The sequence below is a fragment of the Bacillus cytotoxicus NVH 391-98 genome, assembly GCF_000017425.1.
Taxonomy (GTDB): Bacteria; Bacillota; Bacilli; order Bacillales; family Bacillaceae_G; genus Bacillus_A; species Bacillus_A cytotoxicus.
The window spans coordinates 132,046-150,000 of the sequence record NC_009674.1 but is presented as its reverse complement, the minus strand read 5'-3'; the positions used below and the strand labels follow the sequence as shown (position 1 = coordinate 150,000).

The following is a 17,955-nucleotide window of genomic DNA, read 5'->3' as shown; positions in this document are numbered from 1 at the left end:
TGGCTTATTACACTAAAGATAAAGCCTACCCCCATTAACCAGAAAGCAACTGCCAAAATCTCCTTTCCGTCAAAATCTTGAAAAAATTTAGCGTACTTGTCCCATTCTAGAATAAAACCAATAAAGATTGTGCTAATTCCACCAAGAAGCAACGTCGTAAAAAACAATCGTACCCACTTTCGGCTATTCACAACACATCCCCCATTATTCGTATATTTCTATTTAAATTGTATCAATCACAATTTCAAAAAGCTACCCATGATCATGTATAAATTCCTTAAAGATATTTATATTAAAAAGGAGAACTGCGTTGAAAGGAGCTCCTAGTTATGAAACGGATGCTGCTCATTTTAATTTCTTTGTTCCTGTCTCTTTCCCTTGTAGCATGTGCACAGGGAGAAGAAGCAAAAACAGAACTGGATTATGATCAAACAAAAAAAATGATTGTTGATATTTTAAAAACAGATCAGGGAAAGAAAGCCATTCAAGATGTATTAACCGATGAAAAAATGAAACAGGCACTCATATTAGACGAAACAGTAGTAAAAAAGACAATTGAAGATGCAATGGTATCCGATAAAGGGCAACAATTTTGGGAAAAGTTATTTAAGGACCCTGAGTTTTCAGCTAAGTTTGCGAAAAGCATGGGGAAAGAACAAACAAACTTAATGAAAACTTTGTTAAAAGACCCTGAATATCAAGCAGGAATTATAGAGATTATGAAAAATCCTGAAGTAGAAAAAATGATGCAACAAACAATGAAGAGCAAAGAATATCGTCAATATTTACAACAAGTATTGAATGAAACAGCAGAAAGTCCACTCTTCCAAGCTAAAATGATTGATATCATTAGCAAAGGAGTTAAAAAAGCTGAAACAGAAAATGGAGCTAAGAAAAAAGAAAGTGGCGAGGAAGAAGAGGAGGGCAAAGAACAAAAATAATAAAGTGAAACTTCAATCAGTGGGAATTCTCTTCATCCTCCGCTGATTATGAACCCTCACCAATCGGGCTGCCCTAAAATAGCGGGATAAACCTATATTTCACTTCTTATTTAAATGACTAAAAATCCCCCCGCAATCTACAATAACGGGGGGGATTTTTTATCCTACTTTTATTAGCTTTGTTTTACTGAAGTCTTTTCAATTACTTGTTCAGCTATTGTTCGATAAATGATTCCTGTTTTATGCGTGTCTTCATATACTGATGGCGCAAAATCTTCTTTGTTCCAATCCGGTTGTTGAAGCGGAATTCGCCCTAGCACTTCTGTTTGTAATTCAGCGGCTAATTTATCTCCTCCACCTTTTCCAAATACATATTCTTTTTCCCCAGTTACTTTACTTTCAAAGTATGCCATATTTTCAATAACACCAAGAATACTATGTTCTGTCCGGAGTGCCATTGCACCTGCGCGAGCTGCTACAAATGCAGCGGTCGGATGAGGTGTTGTTACAATAATTTCTTTACAAGATGGTAGCATTGTGTGTACATCTAAAGCTACATCTCCAGTTCCTGGTGGTAAATCTAATACTAAGTAATCCAAATCTCCCCATTCCACTTCTGTGAAAAAGTGATTTAACATTTTGCCGAGCATTGGCCCACGCCAAATGACAGGTGCATTATCTTCCACAAAGAATCCCATAGAAATTACTTTCACTCCTAATCTTTCTACAGGAATAATTTTATCTCCTCTTACAACAGGGCGTTTCTCGATCCCCATCATATCCGGTACACTAAAACCATAAATATCAGCATCAATAATCCCTACTTTTTTCCCTAGACGCGCTAATGCAATCGCGAGGTTAACAGAAACCGTTGATTTTCCTACGCCACCTTTTCCACTCGCAACAGCTATAAATGTTGTTTTGGAATGTGGTGAAAGTAATGATTCATTCTCTTGATCTTCCGGTGGAGCAAACTGCGCTAACTCTTCCTCAGTAAATTCAGCAAAACGCAAGCCAACTGTTGCAGCTCCAAGTTCTTTAATCAGTTTAACAATCGCTGCTTGTAGCTGCATTTGTTCAGCCGTTCCCGTTTTTACAATCGCAATTTTTATACTTACATGACCCTTCTCAGATTTAACAGTTACTTCTTGAATTGCGTTCGTTTCTTTTAATGTTTTATGTAGAAATGGATCAGTAATCCCTTCAAGCACCTTCACTACTTGCTCTTTTGTTACCATAATTCGCCTAGCCCCCCGTATGATGTGAAATAAATTGGGTTTATCCTCTTTTCCTTCAAATAAATGCGTTTACATTTCCAGTATAACATATTTTCCGAAAACTTCGTTAATGAGAGAAACGCAAAAACCCTCCTCATTCAGGAGGGTTTCCTTTTTCTGTGAAATAGCGCAAAATCCCGCGATAAATAGCAGCTGCTACTTTTTGCTGATATTTTTCCGAATTTAACATATACCTTTCATTTACATTTGATAAGAAACCAGCCTCAACCAATGTACCTGGAGTCTTAGCATACTTAAGTAAATAGACATGCGAAATTGTTTTAGCGGAACGGTTCGTATTCTCTAAGCTCGTTCGCAGTTCAGCTTGTATAAACTTTGCCGCTCGTTCATTTTCAAGCAAAGAGCGGTGATAAAATGTTTGCGCTCCCTTTGAGCTATTACTAGGCAAAGCGTTCAAATGAATACTCACAAAAAAATCCACATCTGGCTTATTAATCATTGCTACACGTTTTTTTAAATCTTCTGCCTTACGCCTACTATACGATTTTGTATCTTTATCGGCTAAATCATAGTCTCCTTCTCTCGTTAAAATCACCAAAGCCCCTTGTTCCTGTAAGTAGTCTTGCAGCATTTTTGTAATTTCAAGTGTAATATTTTTTTCTACAATATCTTTCCCACCAACCGCTCCCCCATCTGGCCCACCATGTCCAGCATCAAGCACAATTACCTTTCCTGATAGGGGTAAATTCCAGGCCCGCCACGACTTTGTAATTTGCAATTCCTGTTTTATCAAGAAAAACAATATAATCGCAGCTAGCACTAAAGAGATTATTCGAATTCTCTTCATACCTTTCCTCCTCCAGCTAGTCCCTCTAATTACTTATATGGGACAAGAGGAAAGTTTATGCTTCTCTTAATACAACTTTAAACGATATCTTCTTTCACCTTTCTCGTAGCCTTCTCGCCACCAGGCACTAATAAATTGCTCACAAGATTTATAAAGCAAATTCTTATCTTCTACTTCTTCTCGCATCGTCATATTCATTAAAAAAAGAAATAACATTTCTGTTAACTGCTGTTCTTCTTCTAAAGATCTATCTTTCACATCAAAAAAAGATTCACCATAATAACCAAATTTACTATACCTTGCACCTAGCAAATACGACTCAATTCCTAATTCAATACAATAATCCTCATATTGCCGATGAAACTCCTGTCTATGAAAAGCATCATGAATATTGGAACGCAACGATTTTAGTGAAAGTTCTCTTAACATCTTACGTTCATACCTTAATTGTTTTTCTTTTTGTCTTTCTTGCAAACCAACAATGACATTCATAGTACTTCTAAACCTCCCTAATTACGTATTAGTCTAAACTTCTACAGAAGAAGCATACGCAGGAAGGTTACACTAAAATATTCCAAGCACAAAAAAGAACGATGAAATTCATCAAGATAAAATAAAAACCCCAACCAAATGGTTGGGGTTTGAAGTTCGCAAAAATTAACGTTTTGAGAACTGAGGTGCACGACGTGCGCCTTTAAGACCGTATTTTTTACGCTCTTTCATACGTGCGTCACGAGTTAATAGACCTGCACGTTTTAATGTTAAACGATATTCTGGATCAGCTTTTAGTAAAGCGCGAGCGATACCGTGACGGATTGCACCAGCTTGACCAGTGTATCCACCACCATTTACGTTTACAAGTACATCGTAGTTACCTAAAGTTTCTGTTGCAACTAAAGGTTGTTTTACTACTTCACGTAATGCAGCAAATGGAATGTAGTTTTCAAAATCACGACCGTTAATGATAACGCGTCCTTCGCCTGGAACTAGGCGTACGCGTGCTACTGAACTCTTACGACGTCCAGTACCATAGTATTGAACCTGTGCCAAAGTAAGCCCTCCTTTAATTAATTATCCGCGAAGTTCGTAAACTTCTGGTTTTTGTGCTTGATGTGGATGCTCAGCTCCAGCATACACGTTTAATTTCTTAGACATTTGACGTCCTAGGCGTCCTTTTGGAAGCATGCCTTTAATTGCAAGCTCTAACATTTGTACAGGATAGTTTGTACGCATTTCTAGAGCTGTTCTTTGCTTAAGTCCACCTGGATGTTGAGTGTGACGGTAGTAAATTTTATCGTTTAATTTATTACCTGTTAAGTGAACTTTCTCAGCGTTAATAATAATTACATGATCACCAGTGTCAACGTGTGGTGTAAATGTTGGTTTGTGTTTACCACGTAAAATGGATGCTACTTCACTAGCAAGGCGACCTAAAGTTTGACCTTCAGCGTCAACCACATACCATTTACGCTCAACTTCGTTAGCTTTTGCCATAAAAGTTGTACGCATTTGTTTCCCTCCTACTCGATTATCTTTTCATAGAAAAAATCTATTGTTTATCTTAAACACGACTTCCTTCCGGGGCTAATCGTGGTTTTAGAAACAATACCATATGTTATGATATCGTTTTGAGAATCTAATGTCAAGCAAATGTTACACCAGGATTAGTTGTTATAGTTTACCTGCCATAAATAAAGACCATGACCTGGTACCATCTTTCCCGCAAAGCGTCGATCTTGCTTAGCTAAAATCTCTGGAATACTATCTGGATCAACCTTTCCTTGCCCTACGCTAAGTAGCGTTCCGACAATGATTCTAACCATATTATATAAAAAACCATTACCAACAAAGCGAAAAACCAATTCATCACCTTGTTCGAATAAATCTATCTCATAAATTGTTCGCACTTTATCTTTTTTATCAGTCTTCGCCGAACAAAATGATGTGAAATCATGTGTCCCGATAAAATAAGGGATAGCTTTTCTTATCAATTGAATATCAATTGGATATGGATACTGATATACATAATTTCTACGGAATACATCCGCCGTTTTAGATAATAATACACGGTAACGATATTCCTTTTTTACAACGCCATAACGCGCATGGAACTCTTCCGTTTTCTTCTCTACTTGTACAATTACAATATCGTCTGGCAATAATGTATTTAAAGCGTTCCCCCACTGCCATTCTTCAAGAGACAATGGTGTATCAAAATGAATTACTTGTCCTTTTGCATGAACAGTAGAGTCTGTTCTTCCTGACGCCTGTACACGAACAAGTTCTCCTTTGTGCAACTTTTGCAAAGCCTTTTCAATTTCTTGTTGCACAGTACGATGCTGCGGTTGGATTTGATATCCACAAAAGTTAATCCCATCATATGCAACTGTACACTTTATTCTTTCCATCTTTCTACTCTCCATTATGATCTTACCCATACTAGAATACACGCCAAGCAAAATAAGCTTATTAATGTTACAGTATCACTTGTTTTCCAGCGTAGTTGCCTAAATTTCGTACGTCCCTCACCACTTTGATACCCACGAGCTTCCATTGCGATAGCTAAATCTTCAGCACGCTTAAAGGCACTAATAAAAAGAGGAACAAGTAAAGAAATAATTGCTTTTAACCGATCTTTTATCGGACCACCAGCAAAGTCAATACCACGGGATGCTTGTGCTTTCATAATTTTACTCGTCTCATCCATCAATGTTGGAATAAATCGGAGAGAAATAGACATCATTAATGCAATTTCATGAACAGGAACTTTAAGACGCTTCAATGGCTTTAATAATGTTTCCATCCCATCTGTAATCTCAATAGGTGTAGTCGTTAACGTTAGTAAAGTTGTCATTAAAATAATGACAACAAAGCGTATTGAAATATATATCCCTTGCTCTAAACCTTTTTCATATATTGAAAACCAACCAAGCTGAAGTAGTACATCTCCTTCTTTATTTGTAAAAATATGCAAGAAAAATGCGAAAAGAAAAATCCATAAAATTGGTTTTAAGCCCGAAAGTACATAACGAATCGGCACTTTTGCAAAAAATAAAGCAATGAGTGCATACAAGAATAAAAATCCATATGAAATCGCATTATTTGCTAAAAAGACAACAAATACATACAGAAAAACAATTAATAGCTTCGTACGCGGATCAAGTTGATGAATGAGTGACTTGCCTGGAATATATCTCCCAATAATCAACTGCTGCATGATTCATGACCACCTTTTCGTAATACCTGTACAACTTCATGAGTAAGATCCTCTAAAGATAAGGTAGCCTTTGGAATCGAAATACCAAACTTCTCTTCAATTGCACGTTTATACTTTAAAGACATTGGAAGATCCACACCGATTTGCTCTAATTCATTTGCATGTGAAAATACTTCCTCCGCTCTTCCTTGCAAAAAGACCGTTCCTTTATGCATAACCACGATTTGATCTGCGTATTTTGCAGCATCCTCCATATTATGAGTAACAAGAATGACTGTCAGTCCCTTCTCCTTATGAAGTGTATAAAACATCTCCATAAGCTCATGCTGCCCTTTCGGATCAAGTCCTGCTGTGGGTTCGTCTAATACAAGTACTTCTGGTTCCATCGCAAGTACACCTGCTATTGCAACGCGTCTCATTTGTCCACCGCTTAATTCAAATGGAGAACGTGCTAATAATTCTGGATCCAGTCCAACAAGTTCGATCGCATATTTTGCCTTTTTCTTTGCTTCTGCTTCCGATACGCCAAAATTTGAAGGACCAAAACAAATATCCTTCTCAACTGTTTCCTCAAATAACTGATGTTCTGGAAACTGAAAGACAACCCCTACTTTTTTGCGTAGCGGCTTGAGTTTTTTAGCTTTTTTTTGAGATGAAATCATATGTTCCCCAATTCGAACTGTACCATGTGTTGGCTGCAACAAGCCATTTAAATGTTGAATCATCGTTGATTTACCAGAACCAGTATGACCGATAATCGCATAGTATCCCCCACTTGGAAATGACACGTCTACATCATAAAGCGCGCGTCTTTCAAAGGGAGTCTTATATTGATAACGATGTTCTACCTTTTGGAATGTAATCTCCAAAGTTCGTTCACCAAACTTTCCATTGTAAGATGCGTGTTTTGCAGTGGAATTTCACTTCTTTTTAATAATTCTGCTATTTTTACTGAAAAAGGTACATCTAAACCAATTTCCTTGAGCATATGAGACGATTTAAAAATTTTTTGTGGTGTCCCTTCCTCTAATATTTCTCCCTTGTTTAAAACAATAATACGATCCGACTGTGCAGCTTCTTCTAAATCATGTGTAATAGATAAAACTGTAATTCCCTTTTCATCCACAAGCTGTCTCACAGTCTCAACAACTTCAACGCGTCCTTTTGGGTCCAACATTGATGTTGCCTCATCCAATATTAAAATCGATGGCTGAAGAGCTAAAATTCCCGCTATTGCAACACGTTGCTTTTGACCACCAGATAATGAATGCGGCTCCTCATGCAAGAACTCTTCCATTCTAACTAAATGCAATGCCTGTTTCATTCGTTCTACCATCTGTTCTCTAGGCATACCAATATTCTCAAGCCCAAATACAACGTCATCTTGCACTGTTGTACCTACAAATTGATTGTCTGGATTTTGAAAAACCATACCAATTTGCTTTCGAATGTCCCATACTGTTTCCTCAGATAAAGCCATTGTACCATTTACTGTAATCGTACCTGATTCCGGTAAAAACAAGCCATTTAGTAGTTTTGCAAGAGTAGATTTTCCTGAACCATTTTGTCCAATGACAGACACCCATTCTCCCTCATTGAGAGAAAAGGATACATCTTTTAACGCATAAGCAGTCGCCCCAGGATATTGAAATGATACATTTTGCACACGAAGTTTCTCTCTTTTCAATATAAGGCACCCTTTCTTTTTTCGAGTTAGCCTCATCCTTATATTTATTAAAAAAAAAGGGCCACGACCAGTTACTTGAAAAGAACTGTCCTGCCCTTTTAATTATCATTATACTAACTCGATAATTACCATTGGTGCTGCGTCTCCACGACGTGGACCAATTTTTGCAATACGAGTGTATCCGCCTTGACGCTCAGCATAGCGTGGAGCTACATCAGCGAAAAGTTTTTGAAGTGCATCTTGACCAGTCTCAGCGTTAGCAACTTCATTACGAATGAAAGCTGCTGCTTGACGACGAGCATGAAGATCTCCGCGTTTACCTAAAGTGATCATTTTTTCCACTACAGAACGAAGTTCTTTTGCACGAGTCTCTGTCGTTTGAATGCGCTCATTGATAATTAAATCAGTAGCTAAGTCACGTAACATAGCTTTACGTTGCGCACTTGTACGGCCTAATTTTCTGTATGCCATTCGTAGTTCCCTCCTTTGTTGATGAAATTAAATCCTCAGTCGTCTTTACGTAAACCTAAACCTAATTCTTCAAGTTTATGCTTAACTTCTTCTAAGGATTTACGTCCTAAGTTACGAACTTTCATCATATCTTCTTCTGTTTTATTCGCAAGCTCTTGTACAGTATTAATTCCTGCACGTTTTAAGCAATTATAAGAACGAACAGAAAGATCAAGTTCTTCAATAGTCATTTCAAGAACTTTTTCTTTTTGATCTTCTTCCTTCTCAACCATAATCTCAGCATTTTGTGCTTCATCAGTTAAACCAACAAAGATATTTAAATGCTCTGTTAAGATTTTGGCTCCTAAAGAGATAGCTTCTTTTGGCCCGATGCTTCCATCCGTCCATACATCAAGCGTAAGCTTATCATAATTTGCCACTTGTCCAACACGTGTCTTTTCCACTTGGTAAGTTACACGTGACACTGGAGTATAAATAGAATCAATAGGAATAACTCCTATTGGTTGATCTTCGCTTTTATTTGCATCAGCTGGCGTATACCCACGGCCACGCTTTGCAGTTAAACGCACGCGGAAATGCGCATCCTTTGCTAACGTCGCAATGTATAAATCTGGATTTAAGATCTCAACATCACTATCGTGAGTAATATCAGCAGCTGTGACAATACCTTCGCCCTGTACGTCGATTTCCAACGTCTTCTCTTCGTCAGAGTAAATTTTAAGAGCTAACTTTTTCAAGTTTAAGATGATCGTTGTAACGTCCTCTACTACGCCCTCAACTGTTGAAAATTCGTGTAATACGCCATCGATTTGGATAGCAGTTACAGCGGCACCAGGGAGTGAGGATAAAAGAATACGACGTAAGGAGTTACCCAAAGTAGTACCATACCCACGCTCAAGCGGTTCAATTACGAATTTACCATACTTAGCATCTTCGTTAAGTTCAACCGTTTCGATTTTCGGTTTTTCAATTTCAATCATTAACTAAACCCTCCTTCAAAACGTCGAAACCTCGGTTAAACAAAGGGAAAACCTCTGTTTAACCGAAAGTCCCCCTTAGGCAGTTCCCGATTGTGCACAACAAGCGATGTTTCTGTACGAAATTTCTCGATAAGGCATCATATCCATTATAGACAAAAGGGAAAATTCTATACAGAAAAATTATACACGACGACGTTTTGGTGGACGACATCCATTATGAGGAACTGGAGTAACATCTCTAATTGCTGTTACTTCTAGACCTGCAGCTTGAAGAGCACGAATTGCTGCTTCACGACCAGCACCAGGACCTTTTACAGTAACCTCTAAAGATTTTAAACCGTGCTCCATTGCAGCTTTAGCAGCAGTTTCAGCAGCCATTTGCGCAGCGAATGGAGTAGATTTACGAGATCCACGGAAACCAAGTGCACCAGCACTAGACCAAGAAATTGCGTTACCATGAGTATCTGTAAGTGTTACGATTGTGTTATTGAAAGTAGAACGAATATGAGCTACACCAGTCTCAATATTCTTTTTCACACGTTTTTTACGAGTGTTTGTTTTACGTGCCATAGTTAGTTCAACCTCCTTTACTTATTATTTCTTTTTATTTGCTACTGTACGACGTGGACCTTTACGTGTACGAGCATTGTTTTTAGAGTTTTGACCACGAACTGGTAAACCACGACGGTGACGAAGACCACGGTAAGAACCGATCTCCATTAGACGTTTAATGTTAAGAGATACTTCACGACGAAGATCACCTTCAACTTTGATACGATCGATGATATCACGGATACGTCCTAATTCATCTTCCGTTAAGTCACGAACTCGTGTTTCTTCAGAAACACCAGCTTCAGCAAGAATTTTTTCAGCAGTAGTACGACCAATGCCGAATACGTAAGTTAAAGAAATAACAACGCGTTTGTCACGAGGAATATCTACACCTGCGATACGTGCCATTCCGAATACACCTCCTTCAGATTAACCTTGTTTTTGTTTATGTTTAGGGTTTTCACAAATAACCATTACTTTTCCACGTCTACGAATAACTTTACATTTTTCGCAGATTGGTTTAACTGACGGTCTTACTTTCATGTCTCGAACCTCCTTAAAGATTACGGAGTGCTATATTATTTAAAGCGGTACGTAATACGACCACGATTTAAATCGTACGGAGATAATTCTACCGTAACTTTGTCTCCTGGTAAAATACGAATGAAGTTCATACGGATTTTACCAGAAACGTGAGCCAATACGACATGCCCATTCTCTAATTCTACTTTGAACATAGCATTTGGCAACGTTTCAAGAACGGTACCTTCGACTTCAATTACATCATCTTTCGCCATTCAATAGTTCTCCCTTCTTCAAATCAGTAACATTTTACACTGTTCTGAAATCCCGGAGAGCCAGCTACTTATAAAGTGGTAAGGATTTCGTATCCTGCTTCTGTAAGAGCAATCGTGTGCTCAAAATGGGCACACCATTTACCATCTACCGTTACCACTGTCCAGTCATCAGATAGTGTTTTTACATATCGTCTTCCTTGGTTCACCATCGGTTCAATACAGATGACCATTCCCGGCTTTAATCTAGGGCCTTGATTTGGTGGACCATAGTGCGGAATTTGCGGATCCTCATGTAAGTCTTGCCCGATTCCGTGACCAACATACTCCCGAACGATCGACAACCCATTCTCTTCAACATACGTTTGAATCGCATGTGAGACGTTAGATAATCTTTCGCCTGGTTTTACTTGTTCTAAACCAAGATACAACGATTTTTCTGTGACATCAAGTAGCTTTTGAACAGATTCAGAAATGTTTCCTACTGGATACGTCCATGCAGAATCTCCATGATATCCATTGTATTTCGCACCAATATCGATACTGATGATATCGCCTTCTTGGAGCTTGCGCTTTCCTGGAATCCCGTGTACAAGCTCTTCATTTACAGAAGCACATATGCTTCCCGGAAATCCGTTGTATCCTTTAAAAGATGGCGTAGCACCATATTTTCGAATCGTCTTTTCCGCTATTTGATCGAGCTCTTTCGTTGTAATTCCTGGAGCAATATGCTTTTTCAACTCTTGATGAGTTAAAGCAACGACCTTGCCAGCCTCTCGCATGATTTCTATCTCGCGAGGAGTTTTGCAAATGATCATTACGCTAAGCCTCCGATGAGAACATCGATATCAGCAAATACTTTATTGATATCTTGCTCACCATTAATGCTTTGTAAGTAACCCAGCTCCTCGTAGAAATCAAGCAATGGTTTTGTTTGCTTAATGTTTACTTCTAAACGATTTGCTACAGTCTCTTCATTGTCATCAGAGCGTTGATATAATTCGCCACCACATTTATCACATACGTCAGCTTTTGCTGGCGGATTGAATTCTAAGTGGTAAGTCGCACCGCACTCTTTACAAATGCGACGGCCTGTAAGACGTTTTAACAGCAATCCTGAATCCACATTAATGTTTAAAACATAGTCGATTTTTTTGCCAAGATCTTTCATAATTTCTTCAAGCGCAGATGCTTGTGCAACTGTTCGTGGGAACCCATCTAGCAAGAAACCTTTCTTGCAGTCTTCTTGACTCAAACGTTCACGAACGATTCCGATTGTAACCTCATCTGGAACAAGCGCTCCTTTATCAATAAAAGATTTAGCTTGCAAACCAAGTTCAGTTTCAGCCTTCATAGCTGCACGGAACATATCACCTGTTGAAATGTGAGGGATGTTATACTTGGCAACAATCTGTTCGGCTTGTGTACCTTTACCAGCACCAGGAAGCCCCATTAGAATTAAGTTCATCTTTGTTCCCCCTCATAATGAGCATGTAGGGAAGACATTCTCTTCCCATCACTTACTCACTGTTTGATAAACCCTTTGTAATGGCGTTTTACCAGTTGGCTTTCTAGCTGCTTCATTGTTTCTAAAGCAACGCCGACAACGATCAACATACTCGTTCCACCAATCTGTGCAGACGGCGGAAGATTTCCCAGTTTCGTAAAGATAACTGGAAGGATTGCAATCGCTGCTAGGAAAATAGATCCTACAAAGGTCAAACGATACAAGATTTTTGTTAGATATTGTTCTGTATTCTTACCCGGACGAATACCTGGAACATATCCACCTTGCTTGTTTAGGTTCTCTGACATTTGCTCTGGATTAACTTGAACAAATGCATAGAAATATGTGAAAGCCACTATGAGCGCTACATATACAATCATTCCCACAGGGTGAGAATAGTTAAAGTTTGCGATAATCCACTGCGATATATCGTGTTTTGGGAAGAACTGTGCAATAGTTGGAGGCGTAATCAAGAACGAAACAGCAAAAATTACTGGAATAACACCCGCACTATTTACCTTAAGTGGTAAATGTGTGTTTTGTGCTCCAGCATAACTACCATTTCCTCCTGTTACACGCTTCGCATATTGAATTGGGATCTTTCTAACAGCTTGCTGGATGTAAATAACACCCACAACCACTGCTAACACAGCTAGTAAAATCAATACGACTTTAACGATACTCATGAACAGTTGATCTCCGACATTTTGAAACTGTTGTAAGTAAACTTGTGATAATACATTTGGGATCGCCGCGGCAATACCAGCAAAGATTAAGATGGAAATACCATTACCTACACCTTTAGCTGTAATCTGTTCACCTAACCACATTAAAAATGCAGTACCAGCAGTTAGTACCGTTGCAATGTATAAATAAGTTCCCCAACCTGGATTCAAAATTAACTGTCCACCTACCATACCGTTAAAACCGATTGACATACCAAACGCCTGAATAAAAGCAAGAACAATTGTAAAATAACGCGTGAATTGCGTTAATTTACGACGACCCATTTCGCCTTGTTTTGACCATTCCGCAAATTTAGGAACAACATCCATCTGCAATAACTGCACGATGATGGATGCTGTGATATACGGCATGATTCCCATCGCAAAGATGGAGAAATTTTTCAAAGCTCCACCGCCAAATGTATTTAGGATTCCTAATGCATTTAACTGATCTTGTGCTTTTAGTACGTCTCCATTTGTAAATGGCACTGGGATAAACGTGCCAATTCTAAAAACGATTAACATCGCTAAAGTGAAAAATATTTTACGTCTTATCTCAGCAACGCGCATAAAGTTGGAGATTGTACGAAACATTAGATCACCTCAACTGTTCCGCCAGCTGCTTCAATTGCTTCTTTAGCACTTGAAGAGAACTTGTGCGCTTTAACAGTTAATTTTTTCTCAACTGCTCCGCTTGCAAGAACTTTAACACCGTCGTTTAATTTACTGATAACGCCAGTTTCCAGTAATAATTCAGGTGTTACTTCTGTACCATCTTCAAAACGATTTAATGCCGCTAAGTTTACGATAGCAAACTCTTTACGGTTAATGTTTGTGAAGCCGCGTTTTGGTAAACGACGGAATAATGGAGTTTGACCACCTTCAAAGCCAAGACGAACACCGCCACCAGAACGAGCGTTTTGTCCTTTATGACCTTTACCAGCAGTTTTACCGTTTCCAGAACCGATACCGCGACCGACACGGTTGCGTACTTTACGAGAACCTTCTGCAGGTTTTAATTCATGAAGTTTCATTCCCAGGCACCTCCTTATATTAATGAGTTATCCTTAAGCTTCTTTTACAGTTACAAGGTGAGAAACTTTGTTGATCATACCAAGAATAGCAGGAGTCTCTTCCTTAACTACAGTTGCATTCAACTTTTTAAGACCTAAAGCTTCTACAGTCGCACGTTGATCTTGTGGACGACCAATTACACTACGAGTGAGGGTAATTTCTAACTTTTTCGCCATTTGTTTTCCCTCCTTCTTAACCTAGTAGCTCTTCTACAGATTTACCACGTAATTTTGCTACTTCTTCAGCACGCTTAAGTTCGCTTAATCCGTTCACAGTAGCGCGAATCATGTTAATTGGTGTGTTAGAACCAAGAGATTTAGAAAGAATATCTTGTACACCAGCTAACTCAAGAACCGCACGTACTGGTCCACCAGCGATAACCCCAGTACCTTCAGCAGCAGGTTTTAGGAATACTTCACCAGCACCGAAATGTCCGATGATTTCGTGTGGAATTGATGTACCAACTAAAGGTACTTCGATTAAGTTTTTCTTAGCATCTTCGATAGCTTTGCGAATAGCATCTGGTACCTCTTGAGCTTTACCAGTACCGAATCCAACGTGACCGTTCTTATCACCAACTACAACTAGTGCAGCAAAGCGGAAACGACGACCACCCTTAACAACTTTCGCAACACGGTTTATCGTAACTACACGTTCTTCAAGTTCTAATTTGCTTGGGTCAATGCGACGCATCAATTTTCCCTCCTTTGACCATTAAAATTGTAATCCAGCCTCACGAGCAGCTTCAGCTAGAGCTTTAACACGGCCATGGTATAAATAACCACCGCGATCAAATACTACTTCTTTAACACCCTTCTCTACAGCACGCTTAGCAACTAATTCGCCAACTTTCGTAGCAGCTTCAATGTTGCCTGTACCGTTAAGAGCAAGGTCCTTATCAAGAGTAGATGCACTTACTAACGTTACACCTTTTACATCATCAATAACTTGAGCGTAAATGTGTTGGTTTGAACGGAACACGTTTAAGCGTGGACGCTCTGCAGTACCAGTAAGTTTTGCACGTACACGTGCATGTCTTTTCTTACGAGTCGCATTTTTATCAGCTTTAGTGATCATTCTTGTCACTCCTTTCTTTCACCTAACGGGCTTACTTAGCAGTTTTACCTTCTTTACGACGAACAACTTCGCCTTCGTAACGAATCCCTTTACCTTTGTAAGGTTCTGGAGCACGTACAGCACGAATGTTTGCAGCTAAAGCACCAACGCGTTCTTTGCTGATACCTTTAACGATAACTTTTGTTGGAGCAGGAACTTCAATTTCGATGCCTGCTTCTGGAGTAATCTCAACTGGGTGAGAGTAACCTACGTTTAATACAAGCTTGTTGCCTTGTTTTTGAGCACGGTAACCGACACCGACTAATTCAAGACCGCGTGCAAAACCTGTAGTTACACCTTCAACCATGTTTCCTAGTAAAGCACGAGTTGTACCGTGAAGTGCACGGTGTTCCTTCTGTTCAGATGGACGCTCTACTGTTAAGATGTTTTCTTCAACTTTGATAACCATATCAGCATTGAAAGTACGAGTTAATTCACCCTTAGGTCCTTTTACAGTTACAGTATTATCTTCTGCTACAGTAAGAGTAACACCTGCAGGGATTTCAAGAATCTTTTTACCAATACGAGACATGTGGTCACACCTCCGTTCGTTTCAATATTAATTACCAAACGTATGCTACTACTTCTCCACCAGTTTGTAATTGACGAGCATCTTTGTCTGTCATTACGCCCTTAGATGTAGAAAGAAGTGCAATACCTAATCCGTTAAGTACACGTGGTACTTCATCAGCTTTTGCGTATACGCGTAAGCCAGGTTTACTGATACGTTTTAATCCAGTGATTACACGTTCATTGTTCGCACCATATTTTAAGAAAATACGTAGGATACCTTGTTTGTTATCCTCGATGTATTCCACATCACGAATGAAACCTTCACGTTTTAAAAGTTCAGCAATTTCTTTTTTGATCTTAGAAGCAGGAACCTCTAATTTCTCATGACGTACCATGTTCGCATTACGGATGCGAGTAAGCATATCTGCAATCGGATCTGTCATCACCATGTGTTTTACCTCCTTCCCAATTGTGGGTTTTACCAACTAGCTTTTTTAACACCAGGAATTTGACCTTTATATGCAAGTTCACGGAAACAAATACGGCAAAGTTTAAATTTGCGGTATACAGAATGCGGACGACCGCAGCGCTCGCAACGTGTATACTCTTGTACTTTAAACTTAGGAGTACGCTTTTGTTTCGCAATCATAGATTTTTTAGCCACGTTTTCGCCTCCTCTACTTAGCGTTGGCTTCCATTATTTTTGGAATGGCATACCGAATTGTGTTAAAAGTTCACGAGCTTCTTCATCAGTGTTCGCTGTTGTAACGATTACGATGTCCATACCGCGGACTTTGCTTACTTTATCATAATCGATCTCAGGGAAAATAAGTTGCTCTTTAACACCTAATGTATAGTTACCACGACCATCGAAAGATTTCTTAGATACACCACGGAAATCACGTACACGTGGTAAAGAAACTGTTACTAATTTGTCGAAGAACTCATACATTTGTTCACCGCGTAAAGTAACTTTCGCACCGATTGGCATTCCTTCACGAAGACGGAAACCTGCGATAGATTTTTTAGCGCGAGTGATTACAGGTTTTTGACCTGCGATTTGAGTTAATTCTTCTACAGCATTGTCTAATGCTTTAGAGTTTTGTACCGCATCACCAACACCAACGTTGATTACGATTTTCTCGATTTTTGGTACTTGCATTACAGATTTATAGTTAAACTTGCTCATTAGAGCAGGAGTAATTTCCTTTTGGAACTTCTCTTTAAGGCGATTCAATGAAGTGACCTCCTTTCATAAGAAAATTATTTATCTAATAATTCACCAGATTTTTTCGCAATACGAACTTTTTTACCATCTTCCACTTTGTAGCCTACACGAGTAGGTTCACCTGTTTTTGGATCTAATGGCATAACATTAGATACGTGAATAGGTGCTTCTTTCGTGATAATTCCACCTTGTGGATTTAATTGAGATGGCTTAGAGTGCTTCTTAACGATGTTAACACCCTCAACGATAACACGGTTTTCCTTTGGGAAAGCCACAAGGATTACACCTTGTTTTCCTTTGTCTTTACCAGTGATTACCTGTACTTTATCACCTTTTTTTACATGCATCTTAATTCTGCACCTCCTTAGCAAGGCAATACCTTAAATTATAGAACTTCTGGAGCTAAAGAAACGATCTTCATGAAGTTGCTATCACGTAGTTCACGAGCTACCGGTCCGAAGATACGAGTACCGCGTGGGCTCTTATCGTCTTTAATGATAACAGCTGCGTTTTCATCAAAACGGATGTAAGAACCATCTGGACGACGAGCGCCGCTCTTCGTACGTACTACTACTGCTTTTACAACGTCACCTTTTTTAACAACGCCACCTGGTGTTGCTTGTTTTACCGTAGCAACGATAATATCACCGATGTTAGCATATTTACGACCAGAGCCGCCTAATACTTTAATTGTTAAAAGTTCACGTGCACCAGAGTTGTCAGCAACTTTTAAACGAGATTCTTGTTGGATCATGTTATGAAACCTCCCTTCGGACTTTTAATTCCGATTCGTCTATTTAGATAATAACCGCTTCTTCAACGATTTCAACTAAACGGAAACGCTTAGTAGCAGAAAGCGGGCGAGTTTCCATGATTTTAACGATATCGCCAACTTTTGCTTGGTTTTGTTCATCATGCGCTTTGTATTTTTTAGAATACTTAACGCGTTTTCCGTACAAGGAATGAGTTTTGTAAGTTTCAACTAAAACTGTAATCGTTTTGTCCATTTTGTCAGATACAACACGACCAGTATAAACTTTGCGTTGGTTACGTTCGCTCACTTTG

At 39.0% G+C, this 17,955-nt stretch carries 31 protein-coding genes (1 of these 31 only partly in view); 1 reads left to right on the top strand and 30 read right to left on the bottom strand.

Annotated features, from left to right (window positions below; translation table 11 throughout):
- Positions 1 to 191 carry the 5' portion of a KinB-signaling pathway activation protein gene (locus BCER98_RS00855; RefSeq protein ID WP_011983278.1) on the bottom strand. The gene continues 424 nt to the left of window position 1, outside the view, so 191 of the gene's 615 nt are visible here — the first part of the coding sequence; the start codon lies at positions 189 to 191; the stop codon falls past the left edge of the window.
- Positions 192 to 329: 138 nt separating this feature from the next.
- Between BCER98_RS00855 and gerD the strand changes: the two genes are divergently transcribed.
- Complete coding sequence (gene gerD / locus BCER98_RS00850) at positions 330 to 941, top strand: spore germination lipoprotein GerD (protein WP_011983277.1); 612 nt, start codon at positions 330 to 332, stop codon at positions 939 to 941.
- A gap of 173 nt (positions 942 to 1,114) precedes the next feature.
- Here gerD and BCER98_RS00845 read toward each other — a convergent pair whose 3' ends face one another.
- The 29 genes from BCER98_RS00845 to rpsQ all read right to left on the bottom strand — a co-directional run bounded on the left by BCER98_RS00845 (position 1,115) and on the right by rpsQ (position 17,951).
- Positions 1,115 to 2,179: an Mrp/NBP35 family ATP-binding protein gene (locus BCER98_RS00845; protein ID WP_011983276.1), complete on the bottom strand. Its 1,065-nt coding sequence runs from the start codon at positions 2,177 to 2,179 to the stop codon at positions 1,115 to 1,117.
- A gap of 133 nt (positions 2,180 to 2,312) precedes the next feature.
- Positions 2,313 to 3,026, bottom strand: a complete 714-nt coding sequence (cwlD, locus tag BCER98_RS00840; RefSeq protein ID WP_011983275.1) for an N-acetylmuramoyl-L-alanine amidase CwlD — start codon at positions 3,024 to 3,026, stop codon at positions 2,313 to 2,315.
- 66 nt (positions 3,027 to 3,092) lie between these two features.
- Entirely contained in the window at positions 3,093 to 3,518 is a 426-nt protein-coding gene (locus BCER98_RS00835; protein ID WP_011983274.1) for a DUF2521 family protein, read from the bottom strand.
- A 165-nt stretch (positions 3,519 to 3,683) separates the two neighbouring features.
- On the bottom strand, positions 3,684 to 4,076 hold the full coding sequence (gene rpsI / locus BCER98_RS00830; RefSeq protein WP_011983273.1) for a 30S ribosomal protein S9: 393 nt from the start codon (positions 4,074 to 4,076) through the stop codon (positions 3,684 to 3,686).
- A gap of 21 nt (positions 4,077 to 4,097) precedes the next feature.
- Positions 4,098 to 4,535, bottom strand: coding sequence for a 50S ribosomal protein L13 (gene rplM, locus BCER98_RS00825; RefSeq protein ID WP_011983272.1), 438 nt, complete (start codon positions 4,533 to 4,535; stop codon positions 4,098 to 4,100).
- 155 nt (positions 4,536 to 4,690) lie between these two features.
- The gene (gene truA / locus BCER98_RS00820; RefSeq protein WP_011983271.1) at positions 4,691 to 5,434 is read right to left on the bottom strand and encodes a tRNA pseudouridine(38-40) synthase TruA; all 744 of its coding nucleotides are present in this window, start codon (positions 5,432 to 5,434) and stop codon (positions 4,691 to 4,693) included.
- A 14-nt stretch (positions 5,435 to 5,448) separates the two neighbouring features.
- Entirely contained in the window at positions 5,449 to 6,243 is a 795-nt protein-coding gene (locus BCER98_RS00815) for an energy-coupling factor transporter transmembrane component T family protein (protein ID WP_011983270.1), read from the bottom strand.
- Positions 6,231 to 7,112, bottom strand: a complete 882-nt coding sequence (locus tag BCER98_RS00810; RefSeq protein WP_011983269.1) for an energy-coupling factor ABC transporter ATP-binding protein — start codon at positions 7,110 to 7,112, stop codon at positions 6,231 to 6,233. The genes BCER98_RS00815 and BCER98_RS00810 overlap by 13 nt, the downstream gene beginning before the upstream one ends.
- Positions 7,088 to 7,930 (bottom strand): energy-coupling factor ABC transporter ATP-binding protein, encoded by an 843-nt coding sequence (locus tag BCER98_RS00805; RefSeq protein WP_011983268.1) that lies wholly within the window; start codon positions 7,928 to 7,930, stop codon positions 7,088 to 7,090. The genes BCER98_RS00810 and BCER98_RS00805 overlap by 25 nt, the downstream gene beginning before the upstream one ends.
- 108 nt (positions 7,931 to 8,038) lie before the next feature.
- Entirely contained in the window at positions 8,039 to 8,401 is a 363-nt protein-coding gene (gene rplQ / locus BCER98_RS00800) for a 50S ribosomal protein L17 (RefSeq protein ID WP_000331490.1), read from the bottom strand.
- Between the two features lie 35 nt (positions 8,402 to 8,436).
- Positions 8,437 to 9,381: a DNA-directed RNA polymerase subunit alpha gene (locus tag BCER98_RS00795; protein WP_011983267.1), complete on the bottom strand. Its 945-nt coding sequence runs from the start codon at positions 9,379 to 9,381 to the stop codon at positions 8,437 to 8,439.
- 180 nt (positions 9,382 to 9,561) lie between these two features.
- Positions 9,562 to 9,951: a 30S ribosomal protein S11 gene (gene rpsK / locus BCER98_RS00790; RefSeq protein WP_011983266.1), complete on the bottom strand. Its 390-nt coding sequence runs from the start codon at positions 9,949 to 9,951 to the stop codon at positions 9,562 to 9,564.
- Positions 9,952 to 9,975: 24 nt separating this feature from the next.
- A complete protein-coding gene (rpsM, locus tag BCER98_RS00785; RefSeq protein ID WP_000090789.1) occupies positions 9,976 to 10,341 on the bottom strand; it encodes a 30S ribosomal protein S13 in 366 nt (121 codons plus the stop codon).
- Between the two features lie 21 nt (positions 10,342 to 10,362).
- Positions 10,363 to 10,476 carry a 50S ribosomal protein L36 gene (gene rpmJ / locus BCER98_RS00780; RefSeq protein WP_000868344.1) on the bottom strand — a complete coding sequence of 38 codons (114 nt, stop codon included), beginning with the start codon at positions 10,474 to 10,476 and terminating at the stop codon, positions 10,363 to 10,365.
- A 35-nt stretch (positions 10,477 to 10,511) separates the two neighbouring features.
- Positions 10,512 to 10,730: a translation initiation factor IF-1 gene (gene infA, locus BCER98_RS00775; RefSeq protein WP_001029884.1), complete on the bottom strand. Its 219-nt coding sequence runs from the start codon at positions 10,728 to 10,730 to the stop codon at positions 10,512 to 10,514.
- Between the two features lie 68 nt (positions 10,731 to 10,798).
- Positions 10,799 to 11,545 carry a type I methionyl aminopeptidase gene (gene map, locus BCER98_RS00770; protein ID WP_011983265.1) on the bottom strand — a complete coding sequence of 249 codons (747 nt, stop codon included), beginning with the start codon at positions 11,543 to 11,545 and terminating at the stop codon, positions 10,799 to 10,801.
- Positions 11,545 to 12,195 (bottom strand): adenylate kinase, encoded by a 651-nt coding sequence (locus BCER98_RS00765; protein ID WP_011983264.1) that lies wholly within the window; start codon positions 12,193 to 12,195, stop codon positions 11,545 to 11,547. Before BCER98_RS00765 ends, map begins: the two co-directional genes overlap by 1 nt.
- Positions 12,196 to 12,251: 56 nt before the next feature.
- Entirely contained in the window at positions 12,252 to 13,553 is a 1,302-nt protein-coding gene (secY, locus tag BCER98_RS00760; RefSeq protein WP_011983263.1) for a preprotein translocase subunit SecY, read from the bottom strand.
- On the bottom strand, positions 13,553 to 13,993 hold the full coding sequence (rplO, locus tag BCER98_RS00755; RefSeq protein ID WP_011983262.1) for a 50S ribosomal protein L15: 441 nt from the start codon (positions 13,991 to 13,993) through the stop codon (positions 13,553 to 13,555). Before rplO ends, secY begins: the two co-directional genes overlap by 1 nt.
- 33 nt (positions 13,994 to 14,026) lie before the next feature.
- Positions 14,027 to 14,209 carry a 50S ribosomal protein L30 gene (rpmD, locus tag BCER98_RS00750; RefSeq protein WP_011983261.1) on the bottom strand — a complete coding sequence of 61 codons (183 nt, stop codon included), beginning with the start codon at positions 14,207 to 14,209 and terminating at the stop codon, positions 14,027 to 14,029.
- 16 nt (positions 14,210 to 14,225) lie between these two features.
- The gene (gene rpsE / locus BCER98_RS00745) at positions 14,226 to 14,726 is read right to left on the bottom strand and encodes a 30S ribosomal protein S5 (RefSeq protein ID WP_011983260.1); all 501 of its coding nucleotides are present in this window, start codon (positions 14,724 to 14,726) and stop codon (positions 14,226 to 14,228) included.
- Positions 14,727 to 14,747: 21 nt separating this feature from the next.
- Positions 14,748 to 15,110, bottom strand: coding sequence for a 50S ribosomal protein L18 (rplR, locus tag BCER98_RS00740; RefSeq protein WP_011983259.1), 363 nt, complete (start codon positions 15,108 to 15,110; stop codon positions 14,748 to 14,750).
- A 31-nt stretch (positions 15,111 to 15,141) separates the two neighbouring features.
- Positions 15,142 to 15,681 carry a 50S ribosomal protein L6 gene (rplF, locus tag BCER98_RS00735; protein ID WP_011983258.1) on the bottom strand — a complete coding sequence of 180 codons (540 nt, stop codon included), beginning with the start codon at positions 15,679 to 15,681 and terminating at the stop codon, positions 15,142 to 15,144.
- A 31-nt stretch (positions 15,682 to 15,712) separates the two neighbouring features.
- Positions 15,713 to 16,111: a 30S ribosomal protein S8 gene (rpsH, locus tag BCER98_RS00730; RefSeq protein WP_011983257.1), complete on the bottom strand. Its 399-nt coding sequence runs from the start codon at positions 16,109 to 16,111 to the stop codon at positions 15,713 to 15,715.
- Positions 16,112 to 16,140: 29 nt separating this feature from the next.
- A complete protein-coding gene (gene rpsN, locus BCER98_RS00725) occupies positions 16,141 to 16,326 on the bottom strand; it encodes a 30S ribosomal protein S14 (protein WP_001085700.1) in 186 nt (61 codons plus the stop codon).
- A 33-nt stretch (positions 16,327 to 16,359) separates the two neighbouring features.
- A complete protein-coding gene (gene rplE, locus BCER98_RS00720) occupies positions 16,360 to 16,899 on the bottom strand; it encodes a 50S ribosomal protein L5 (protein ID WP_011983256.1) in 540 nt (179 codons plus the stop codon).
- A gap of 26 nt (positions 16,900 to 16,925) precedes the next feature.
- A complete protein-coding gene (gene rplX / locus BCER98_RS00715) occupies positions 16,926 to 17,237 on the bottom strand; it encodes a 50S ribosomal protein L24 (protein WP_011983255.1) in 312 nt (103 codons plus the stop codon).
- Positions 17,238 to 17,275: 38 nt separating this feature from the next.
- Positions 17,276 to 17,644 carry a 50S ribosomal protein L14 gene (gene rplN, locus BCER98_RS00710; RefSeq protein ID WP_011983254.1) on the bottom strand — a complete coding sequence of 123 codons (369 nt, stop codon included), beginning with the start codon at positions 17,642 to 17,644 and terminating at the stop codon, positions 17,276 to 17,278.
- Between the two features lie 43 nt (positions 17,645 to 17,687).
- Positions 17,688 to 17,951, bottom strand: coding sequence for a 30S ribosomal protein S17 (gene rpsQ, locus BCER98_RS00705; RefSeq protein ID WP_011983253.1), 264 nt, complete (start codon positions 17,949 to 17,951; stop codon positions 17,688 to 17,690).
- Between the last annotated feature and the right edge of the window lie 4 nt (positions 17,952 to 17,955).